The 10,340-nt window shown below is 71.3% G+C and carries 8 protein-coding genes and 1 tRNA gene; 8 read left to right on the top strand and 1 reads right to left on the bottom strand.

All coding sequences use genetic code 11. The annotated features are described in order from the left end of the window. Positions 1-395 precede the first annotated feature (395 nt). The 6 genes from C6N75_RS19645 to C6N75_RS19620 all read left to right on the top strand — a co-directional run bounded on the left by C6N75_RS19645 (position 396) and on the right by C6N75_RS19620 (position 5,379). A tRNA-Gln gene (locus C6N75_RS19645) sits at positions 396-466 on the top strand. A gap of 147 nt (positions 467-613) precedes the next feature. Beyond that, complete coding sequence (gene glmU / locus C6N75_RS19640; RefSeq protein ID WP_105870224.1) at positions 614-2,077, top strand: bifunctional UDP-N-acetylglucosamine diphosphorylase/glucosamine-1-phosphate N-acetyltransferase GlmU; 1,464 nt, start codon at positions 614-616, stop codon at positions 2,075-2,077. A gap of 120 nt (positions 2,078-2,197) precedes the next feature. Further along, positions 2,198-3,175 (top strand): ribose-phosphate diphosphokinase, encoded by a 978-nt coding sequence (locus C6N75_RS19635; RefSeq protein WP_105870223.1) that lies wholly within the window; start codon positions 2,198-2,200, stop codon positions 3,173-3,175. A 294-nt stretch (positions 3,176-3,469) separates the two neighbouring features. Next, positions 3,470-4,093, top strand: a complete 624-nt coding sequence (locus C6N75_RS19630) for a 50S ribosomal protein L25/general stress protein Ctc (RefSeq protein ID WP_105870222.1) — start codon at positions 3,470-3,472, stop codon at positions 4,091-4,093. A gap of 128 nt (positions 4,094-4,221) precedes the next feature. Beyond that, the gene (gene pth, locus C6N75_RS19625) at positions 4,222-4,815 is read left to right on the top strand and encodes an aminoacyl-tRNA hydrolase (RefSeq protein WP_258177504.1); all 594 of its coding nucleotides are present in this window, start codon (positions 4,222-4,224) and stop codon (positions 4,813-4,815) included. A gap of 57 nt (positions 4,816-4,872) precedes the next feature. Then, entirely contained in the window at positions 4,873-5,379 is a 507-nt protein-coding gene (locus C6N75_RS19620; protein ID WP_407703246.1) for a hypothetical protein, read from the top strand. A gap of 67 nt (positions 5,380-5,446) precedes the next feature. On the opposite strand, the gene ppc is transcribed toward C6N75_RS19620, so the two are convergent. Further along, complete coding sequence (gene ppc / locus C6N75_RS19615; RefSeq protein WP_105870219.1) at positions 5,447-8,197, bottom strand: phosphoenolpyruvate carboxylase; 2,751 nt, start codon at positions 8,195-8,197, stop codon at positions 5,447-5,449. Positions 8,198-8,429: 232 nt separating this feature from the next. Here ppc and C6N75_RS19610 point away from each other — a divergent pair, with 232 nt between their 5' ends. Next, entirely contained in the window at positions 8,430-9,419 is a 990-nt protein-coding gene (locus tag C6N75_RS19610; protein WP_105870218.1) for an acyl-CoA desaturase, read from the top strand. Continuing rightward, a complete protein-coding gene (locus tag C6N75_RS19605; RefSeq protein WP_256105312.1) occupies positions 9,419-10,093 on the top strand; it encodes a TetR/AcrR family transcriptional regulator in 675 nt (224 codons plus the stop codon). The genes C6N75_RS19610 and C6N75_RS19605 overlap by 1 nt, the downstream gene beginning before the upstream one ends. Positions 10,094-10,340 lie beyond the last annotated feature (247 nt).

Below are 10,340 nucleotides of genomic sequence, written 5' to 3'. Positions count from 1 at the left end.
CCCCCAACGCCGTCGGCACCCCCGCGTTCCGGGAGAACTCCACCCCCTCCGCCGCGCACTCCGCCGCCGACAACACCGCCAGCACCACGTCCAGCACGGCGCCGCGCCGCCGCTCCCACCACCACCAGCCGCGGGTGGTCCGACCCGCGGCGCCCTGCTCTGCCCCCGTTGTGGTCATGCCTCCACCCTACGAGCCGGAACCACCCGTTTCTGATGAGCCCGGGCTCCGCGCGGATCATCCCGCCGTTCGCCTGAACACGGGTGGCGACGACCGGGACTGCCGTCTGGTGCGCGTTCGCAGCAGCGCCGATCCCTACCGTCGCACCGAGGGCTCCTGGTGCGGCATAGTAGGGGCTGCGTCCGCGCCTGACTGGCGAAAGCGGACATAAGCACTATCCCGGGTCGTCTAAGGGCAAGACGTCAGATTTTGGTTCTGATCATGGGGGTTCGAGTCCTCCCCCGGGAGCGTTTCTCCGGTTCGAGTCCTCACCGGGCCGACAAGTCGGGCCCCGGCAGTCGCACAGAGCGACCGCCGGGGCCCGCCCCCGTTTCGGGGGGTTAACGCCTAGGTATCCTGCGGTTGTCCACACCCCGAAAGCCGAAGGGCATACCCGTGAGCGCCACACGCCCGGCCGCCGTCGTCGTCCTCGCCGCGGGTGAGGGCACCCGCATGAAGTCGAAGACCCCCAAGGTCCTGCACGAGATCTGCGGACGTTCCCTGGTGGGGCACGTCGTCTCCGCTGCCCGTGAGCTGGACCCGGCGCAGTTGTGCGTGGTGGTGGGGCATGCGCGGGAGCAGGTGACGGCGCACCTGGCGGAGGTGTATCCGGGGACGCGGACCGCGGTGCAGGCGGAGCAGAACGGGACCGGGCACGCGGTGCGGATGGCTCTGGAGGAGCTGGGGGCGGACGCGTTGGCGGGGACCGTGGTGGTGGTGTGCGGGGACACTCCGCTGCTGTCGGGCGGGACGCTGGCGGAGCTGGTGGCGACGCACGCGGCGGACGGCAACGCGGTGACGGTGCTGTCGGCCGTGGTGCCGGATGCCACGGGGTACGGGCGGATCGTGCGGGACGCGGGGTCGGACGCGGTGACGGCGATCGTGGAGCACAAGGACGCGTCGGAGGAGCAGCGGGCGGTCCGGGAGATCAATTCGGGGGTGTTCGCGTTCGACGGCCGGCTGCTGGCGGACGCGCTGGGGAAGGTGCGGACGGACAACAGCCAGGGTGAGGAGTATCTGACGGACGTGCTGGGGATCCTGCGGGAGGCGGGGCACCGGGTGGGCGCGTCGGTGGCGGGTGATCACCGCGAGGTGGCGGGGATCAACAACCGGGTGCAGTTGGCTCAGGCGCGGGCGCTGTTGAACGCGCGGTTGCTGGAGGCGGCGATGGCGGCCGGGGTGACGGTGGTGGATCCGTCGTCGGTGTGGGTGGACGTAACGGTGACGTTCGAGCGGGACGCGGTGGTGCATCCGGGGACGCAGTTGCTGGGGGCGACGCATCTGGGTGAGGACGCGGAGGTGGGTCCGAACTCGCGGTTGCGGGACACGGTGGTGGGCCGGGGCGCGCGGGTGGACAACACGGTGGCGGACGGCGCGGAGGTCGGTGAGGCGGCGTCGGTGGGGCCGTTCGCGTATCTGCGGCCGGGGACGAGGCTGGGGGCGAAGGCGAAGGCCGGGACGTACGTGGAGATGAAGAACGCCTCGATCGGCGAGGGGACGAAGGTCCCGCACCTGTCGTACGTGGGGGACGCGACGATCGGGGAGTACACGAACATCGGGGCGGCGAGCGTGTTCGTGAACTACGACGGTGAGGCGAAGCACCACACGACGATCGGCTCACACTGCAAGACGGGATCGGACAACATGTTTGTGGCGCCGGTCACGGTGGGGGACGGTGCCTACACGGCCGCCGGCTCGGTGATCACGAAGGATGTTCCGGCGGGTTCTCTGGCGGTGGCGCGGGGCCAGCAGCGGAATATCGAGGGTTGGGTGGCGCGCAAGCGGCCGGGGAGTGCGGCGGCGCAGGCGGCCGCGGAGGCGTCGGAGCGGGGTGTGGACGGGGCCTCGGATGAGGGTTGACCGGAAACGGGTGCGCTCATCTCGGCGTACCGTGATACATGCACACAATTTCGGCTGGCTTGCGCGGCGGTGCGTCGTCGGTGGTTCGCGGCCAGGGAACTCGTCTGAGGAGACAGTGCTGTGACCGGGATCAAGACGACCGGCGAGAAGAAGCTGATGCTCTTCTCCGGCCGCGCCCACCCCGAGCTGGCCCGGGAGGTCGCGCACCAGCTCGGTGTGGGGCTGGTGCCGACGAAGGCGTTCGATTTCGCCAATGGTGAGATCTACGTCCGCTTCCAGGAGTCGGCGCGGGGCGCGGACTGCTTCCTGATGCAGAGCCACACGGCTCCGATCAACAAGTGGATCATGGAGCAGTTGATCATGATCGATGCGCTGAAGCGGGCCTCGGCCCGGAGCATCACCGTGATCATCCCGTCGTACGGCTACGCCCGGCAGGACAAGAAGCACCGGGGCCGTGAGCCGATCTCGGCCCGTCTGGTGGCGGACCTGCTGAAGTGCTCGGGTGCGGACCGGATCCTCACGGTGGATCTGCACACGGACCAGATCCAGGGCTTCTTCGACGGTCCGGTGGACCACCTGTCGGCGCTGCCGGTGCTGGCGGACTACGTGGGCGCGAAGGTGGACCGCTCGAAGCTGACGGTGGTCTCGCCGGACGCGGGCCGGGTGCGGGTCGCGGACCGCTGGTGCGACCGGCTGGACGCGCCGCTGGCGATCGTGCACAAGCGCCGGGACAAGGACGTCGCGAACCAGGTGACGGTGCACGAGGTCGTCGGCGAGGTCGAGGGCCGGGTGTGCGTGCTGGTGGACGACATGATCGACACCGGTGGCACGATCTGCGCGGCGGCGGAGGCGCTGTTCGCGCACGGCGCGGAGGACGTCATAGTCACCGCGACGCACGGCATCCTGTCGGGTCCGGCGGCGGACCGGCTGAAGAACTCGAAGGTGAGCGAGTTCGTGCTGACGAACACGCTGCCGACGCCGAGCGAGCTGGAGCTGGACAAGATCACGGTGCTGTCGATCGCGCCGACGATCGCGCGTGCGGTGCGCGAGGTGTTCGAGGACGGTTCGGTGACGAGCCTCTTCGAGGAGCAGGCGTAGCCACCCGTACGGGTGTGTGAACGCTGGTGGGAGGCCGTCCCGGCCGTTGGTCGGGGCGGCCTCCCGCCGTTCGCCGGCGGGCCTGCGGCTGCCCGGTCGGGGGGCGTTCCGCGGTCGGTTAGACTGGTCGGGTTGCTCGGCGAGGGAGGCCGTGACCGGTGCGGGACCGCGAGGTCCGCGCGGGTGCGGTGGTCCGTTATCGACGCGCTCTTCGTAGCAGGCCAAGTCCAGTCGTGGCCGGGTGACCCCACGACCGTTGACGTTGATGCGTCTGACTTCCTACGAGGAGTGCTTATGTCCGAGGTGAAGATCTCCGCCCAGGTCCGCAGCGAGTTCGGCAAGGGCGCCGCCCGCCGTATCCGCCGTGCCGACCAGGTTCCCGGTGTGCTGTACGGCCACGGTTCGGACCCGGTGCACCTGACCCTGCCGGGCCACGAGCTGCTGCTGGCGCTGCGTACCCCGAACGTGCTGATCGCGTTGGACATCGACGGCAAGGGCAACGAGCTGGCCATCCCGAAGTCGGTGCAGCGCGACCCGCTGAAGGGCTTCCTGGAGCACGTGGACCTGCTGCTGGTCAAGCGCGGCGAGAAGGTCACCGTCGAGGTCCCGGTCGTCGCCGAGGGCGACCTGGCCCCGGGCGGCAACCTGCTGGAGCACGTGCTGAACGCGCTTCCGGTCGAGGCCGAGGCCACCCACATCCCGGAGTCCTTCACCGTGTCGGTGGAGGGCCTGGAGGCCGGCGCCTCGATCGTCGCGAAGGACGTCGAGCTGCCCAAGGGCGTCACGCTGGCCGCCGAGGAGGACGCGGTGGTCCTCCAGGTCGTGGCCGCGCAGGCCGAGGAGCCGGCTGCGGACGAGGAGGCCGAGGAGGCCCCCGAGGCCGCCGCTGCCGAGGGTGACGAGTCCTCCGAGGGCTGAGTGCCTGACGGCGTGCGCCGGCGGGCGTCGCCTGAGGGCGTGCGCCGGTGAGTGACGGGGTGGTGGGCCGCATGGGCCCGCCACCCCGTACGTTTCCGGTAGGACGGGTCGGCGAGGGGATGGCGAGGGTGGACGAGAGCTCTTCGGTCTGGCTGGTGGTCGGGCTGGGCAATCCGGGGCCGGAGTACGCGGGCAACCGGCACAACGTGGGGTTCATGGTGGCCGATCTGCTGGCGGAGCGGATGGGCGGGAAGTTCAAGCGGGCGGGCAAGGCGCAGGCGCAGGTGGTGGAGGGCCGGTTCGGCTCGCCGGGGCCGGGGAGCCGGCGGGTGGTGCTGGCGAAGCCGATGTCGTTCATGAACCTGTTGGGTGGGCCGGTGTCCGCGCTGCGGGACTTCTACAAGGTGCCGGTGGCGGGTGTGGTGGCGGTCCACGACGAGCTGGACATCGACTACGGGGTGCTGCGGCTGAAGCTGGGCGGCGGTGACAACGGTCACAACGGGCTGAAGTCGATGACGAAGGCGATGGGGGCCGAGTACCACCGGGTGCGGTTCGGGATCGGGCGGCCGCCGGGGCGGATGCAGGTGGCCGACTTCGTTCTGAAGGACTTCGGTTCGGCGGAGCGCAAGGAGCTGGACTACTTCGTGGACCGGGCGGCGGACGCGGTGGAGTGCCTGGTCACCGAGGGCCTGGAGCGGGCGCAGTCGGCGTACAACTCCTGAGGCGGTCTCCCGCCGGGGTTTGACCGGGCATGGTCATGTGGTCAAGGATCGCGGGCCATGAGCAGGAGTGCCGCTGGCAGGAGACCGAAGGCCGCCGCCGTCCCCGGGCGCAGGTCGCCGCTTCCGTTCGCGCGGGCCGCGCTGATGGGGCTGGTGGCGTTGCTGCTGGTGGTGGCGGGGGCGTGGGCGTCGTGGGGGGACGCCCAGCATGTGCTGCTGTCGCAGGGGCGGGAGCACGGGACGCTGGTGGTGACGGGGTGCTCGGCGGAGGTGTGCACGGGCCGGTTCGACCCGGAGGGTCCGGGTCCGGTGCGCAGGGACCTGACCGTGGAGCGGTCGGTGGCGGTGCGGTCGGACGGCACGTATCCGGTGGTGGTGAAGCCGGACAGCCGTGAGCTGGTGCGGACGGGTCTGGGCGGGGGGCTGCACGCCTGGCTGCCGCTGGGCGGGGCGCTGCTGCTGGCGGCGCTGGTGGTCGGCGGCGGGCTGCGGCTGCCGAGGCTGGCCTGGTCGGCGGCGGGGCTGGGCGGTCTGCTGCTGGTGGGGACGTTCCTCACCGTGTGAGACGTGGGTGTACGAGGAGGGGGCGCCCGGCTGTGCGGCCGGGCGCCCCCCTTGTCGTGTGGACGTGTCAGCCGGTGTTGCGCAGGCCGGCGGCGACGCCGTTGACGGTGAGCAGCAGCGCGCGGGCGAGCAGCGGGTCGGGTTCGTCGCCGCGTGCGGCGGCGGTGCGCTGGCGGTCCAGCAGGGAGACCTGGAGGTAGGAGATGGGGTCGAGGTAGGCGTCGCGGATGGCGAAGGTCTGCTGGAGGACCGGGTTGGAGTCGAGCAGTTCCTTGCCGCCGGTGACCTTGAGGACTTCGGCGACGGTGAGGGCGTGTTCGGCCTCGATGGTGGCGAAGACGTGCTGGAGGTTCTCCGGCACCAGGGTCTCGACGTAGTGGCGGGCGATGCGCAGGTCGGTCTTGGCGAGCGTCATCTCCACGTTGGAGAGGAAGTTGCGGAAGAAGTGCCAGCGCTCGTGCATCTCGTCGAGGACCTCGTCGAGGCCGGCCTCGCGCAGGGCCTTGAGGCCGGAGCCGACGCCGTACCAGCCGGGGACGATCTGCCGGGACTGGGTCCAGCCGAAGACCCAGGGGATGGCGCGCAGGCCGTCCAGGGAGACGCCGGAGCCGGGGCGGCGGGAGGGGCGGGAGCCGAGGTGGAGGTCGGCCAACTGGTCGACGGGGGTGGAGGCGAGGAAGTAGGTGGGCAGGTCGGGGTCTTCGACGAGCTTGCGGTAGGCGGTGTGGGCGGCGTCGGAGACGGTGTCCATGGCCGCGTCCCAGCGGGCGAGGGACTCGTCGGACTGGCGGGGTGCGGTGTGCAGGGCGGATGCCTGGAGGGTGGCGGCGACGGTCAGTTCCAGGTTCTCCCGGGCGAGGGAGGGGACGAGGTACTTGTCGGAGATGACCTCGCCCTGCTCGGTGACCTTGATCTCGCCTTCGAGGGTGCCCCAGGGCTGGGCGAGGATGGCGTCGTGGGAGGGGCCGCCGCCTCGGCCGACGGTGCCGCCGCGTCCGTGGAAGAGGCGCAGCCGTACGCCGTAGCGGTGGGCGACGTCGCGCAGCCGGCGCTGGGCGCGGTGGATCTCCCACTGGCTGGTGGTGATGCCGCCGAACTTGGAGGAGTCGGAGTAGCCGAGCATGACCTCCTGGACGTCGCCGCGCAGGGAGACCAGGCGGCGGTAGGAGGGGTCGGCGAGCATGCCGTCGAGGATGACGTCGGCGGCCTTGAGCTCGTCGGTGGTCTCCAGGAGCGGGACGATGCCGATCTTGGCCCAGCCGGCGTGCAGGTCGATCAGGCCGGCTTCGCGGGCGAGGACGGCGGCGGCGAAGACGTCATCGGCGCCTTGGCACATGGAGATGATGTAGGACTCGATGACCTCGGGCCCGAAGCGCTCGAAGGCTTCCTTGACGGTGTGGAAGACGCCGAGGGTCTTCTGTCCGGCCTCGTCGAGCGGGGCCGGGGTGGGGGCGAGCGGCCGGCGGGAGCGCAGCTCCTTGGCGAGGAGCTTTCGCCGGTAGTCGCGGGGCATGTCGGCGTAGCGCCAGGACTCCTCGCCGAGCCGGTCGAAGAGCTGGCCGAGGGCGTGGTGGTGGGCGTCGGCGTGTTCGCGGACGTCCATGGTGGCGAGCTGGAGGCCGAAGGCGGCGAGCGTGCGGATGGTGCGGTCGAGCCGGCCGTCGGCGAACAGGCCGCCTCGGTGGGCGCGCAGCGAGGTCTGCACGAGGGTGAGGTCGGCGAGGAGGTCGGCGGTGCCGAGGTAGTCGCGGCCTTCGGTGTGCGGGGTGCCGTGGGCGAGGCGCTCGCGGGTGTTGAGGAGCTTCTGCCGGATGCAGGTGGCCTTGAGCCGGTAGGGCTCCTCGGCGTTGAGCCGCTTGTAGCGGGGGCTGATCTCGGGGAGCTTGTCGAGGTCGGCCTTGAGGGAGTCGAGCAGCTCGTCGGTGGCGCCGGCGTAGCGGATGGAGTTGGAGAGCTGGCCGCGCAGGTGGTCGATCAGCTCGATGGCGTCGCTGATGCCGTGCTCGTGCTGGAGGATCAGCACGTCCCAGGTGACGGCCGGGGTGACGTTGGGGTTGCCGTCGCGGTCGCCGCCGATCCAGGTGCCGAAGGTGAGGGGGCGGGTGCCGGCCGGCAGTTCGTAGCCGACCCGCTCCAGCTCGGCGGCCAGGTCCTCCAGGACGTCGCCGACCGCGCCGGCGTGCAGTTCGTCCAGGTAGTAGATGGCGTTGCGGGCCTCGTCGGCGGGCTCGGGGCGGACGACGCGCAGCTCGTCGGTCTGCCAGATGAGGTCGATGGCCTCGGCCAGGCGCAGGTCGTGGCGGCGCCGGTCGGAGGCGATGACCGGGGTCTCCAGCAGTTCGGCGATGCGGCGGAGCTTGTTGAGGACGGAGCGCCGGGCGGCCTCGGTGGGGTGGGCGGTGAACACCGGCCGCACGTTGAGGTTGCGCACGGTGTCGCGTACGTGGGCGGAGTCGCCGTCCTTGAGCATGTCGGCGGTGCGGGCGAGCAGGCCGCCTTCGGCGGCGCGGCGGGCGCGCAGCTCCTTGCCGCGGTGCACCTGCTCGGTGACGTTGGCGAGGTGGAAGTAGGTGGAGAAGGCGCGTACGAGCCGGGCGGCGGTCTCCAGGTCGGTGTCGCCGAGGAGGGTGGCGGCGGCTTCGCCGTTCTCGCGGGTGAGGTGGCGGACCTTCTCGACGAGTTCGAGGAGGGCGGGGCCTTCCTGGCGCACGAGCGTCTCGCCGAGGAGGTCGCCCAGTCGGCGGATGTCGGAACGCAGCTCGGCGTTGGCGGTGGCGGCCTGGTCGGCGCGGCCTGCGGTCTGGTCGGCACTGCTCACAGGTGCGGCTCCTTGCAGTGTTTGAGCACGTCTGGAGGGGTACTGAAAGCTCGCGGACCACGCTGTCCGGCGGGTCCCAGGATAGGTCGCCGGGTCGGCGGCGGGTTCTGCGCCCCTCGTGCCGCGCCGTCGGGCACTGCCATACTTACGTCGCCGTAGGTTACGGTTCCGTAGGTACCGTACCGCTGGTGCGGTCCCCCTCCTCCCTTTCCCTCACCCCCTGAGGATCTCCATGACCACTACCCCCGAGGCGCCCCCCGCGGAGTCCGCGGCACGGCCGGACGCCGCCCCGCATGTGCCCTCTGCCACCCTCGGCGGGGACAGCAAGCGGTCGGTGGAGCAGCTCGCGTTGCTGGCGTTCATCGTCGTGCCGTTCGTGGCGCTGGTCGCGGCGGTGCCGCTGGCGTGGGGCTGGGGGGTGAGCTGGCTGGATCTGGGGCTGCTGGTGGCGATGTACTTCATCGGCTGCCACGGCATCACGATCGGTTTCCACCGCTACTTCACGCACGGTTCGTTCAAGGCGAAGCGGCCGCTGCGGATCGCGCTGGCGGTGATGGGGTCGCTGGCGGTGGAGGGTCCGCTGGTGCGCTGGGTGGCCGACCACCGCAAGCACCACAAGTTCTCCGACGCGGAGGGCGACCCGCACTCGCCGTGGCGGTTCGGCGAGAGTGTGCCGGCGCTGATGAAGGGCCTGTGGTGGGCGCACATCGCCTGGATGTTCGACGAGGAGCAGACCCCGCAGCACAAGTACGCCCCGGACCTGATCAAGGACCCGGCGCTGCGCGCGATCTCCCGGCAGTTCGTGCTGTGGACGATCGTCTCGCTGGCGATCCCGCCTGTCGTCGGCGGTCTGGTCACCATGTCGTGGTGGGGCGCGTTCACCGCGTTCTTCTGGGGTTCGCTGGTGCGGGTGGCGCTGCTGCACCACGTCACCTGGTCGATCAACTCCATCTGCCACGCGGTGGGCAAGCGCCCGTTCAAGTCCCGGGACCGCTCGGGCAACGTGTGGTGGCTGGCGGTGCTGTCCTGCGGTGAGTCCTGGCACAACCTGCACCACGCGGACCCGACGTCGGCGCGGCACGGGGTGATGCGCGGGCAGATCGACTCCAGCGCGCGGCTGATCCGCTGGTTCGAGAAGCTGGGCTGGGCGTACGACGTGCGCTGGCCGAGCAAGGAGCGGATCGCGGCCCGGCGGCAGGACAGTTCCGCGCACGCGGCATGATGGACGCCGTGGCGATCGACGGCAGCAGCGGCAGCGGAAACGACAAGCCCCGGCGCGGGCGCCGGGTGCGGATGACGGGCGCGGAGCGCCGGCAGCAACTGCTGGACATCGGCCGCACGCTCTTCGCCGCACGGGGCTTCGAGGGCACCTCGGTGGAGGAGATCGCCGCGAAGGCGGGGGTCTCCAAGCCGGTGGTGTACGAGCACTTCGGCGGCAAAGAGGGGCTGTACGCGGTGGTGGTGGACCGCGAGATGCGCCAACTCCTGGACATGGTCACCGGCGCGCTGACCGCCGGGCACCCGCGCGAGCTGCTGGAGCAGGCGGCGTTCGCGCTGCTGGACTACATCGAGACGTACACCGACGGTTTCCGCATCCTGGTGCGGGACTCGCCGGTCGCCCAGTCCACCGGCACCTTCGCCTCGCTGATCTCCGACATCGCCACCCAGGTCGAGGACATCCTCGGCATGGAGTTCAAGAACCGCGGCTTCGACCCGAAGCTGGCCCCGCTGTACGCACAGGCGCTGGTGGGCATGGTGGCGCTGACCGGCCAGTGGTGGCTGGACGCCCGCAAGCCCAAGAAGGCCGAGGTCGCCGCGCATCTGGTGAACCTCGCCTGGCACGGCCTGGACGGCATGGAGGCCAAGCCCCGGCTGATAGGGCACCGCAAGAGCTGAGGGGCGGGGGCCGAGGCCCCGGTGACGGCCCGGCCGGTGGCGCAGCCCGTGGCCGGGCCTTCGTGCGGGGGCGCGCCCGCCGGCGCGGCGCGGGCGACACCGGGACGCCGCCGGACGCGGCGCCCCGGTGTCCGGCACAGGGCAGTGGCACCACCCGGTCGGGGGGCCCGGCCCTCACCCCTCCCTGCGGGCCACCGCGAAGATCCGGCGGAAGGGGAAGACGGTGCCGTGCGGGGTGGGCGGGTAG

The organism is Streptomyces solincola, from assembly GCF_002982015.1.
Classification (GTDB): Bacteria; Actinomycetota; Actinomycetes; order Streptomycetales; family Streptomycetaceae; genus Streptomyces; species Streptomyces solincola.
This window is presented reverse-complemented; position numbering and strand designations above follow the sequence as displayed.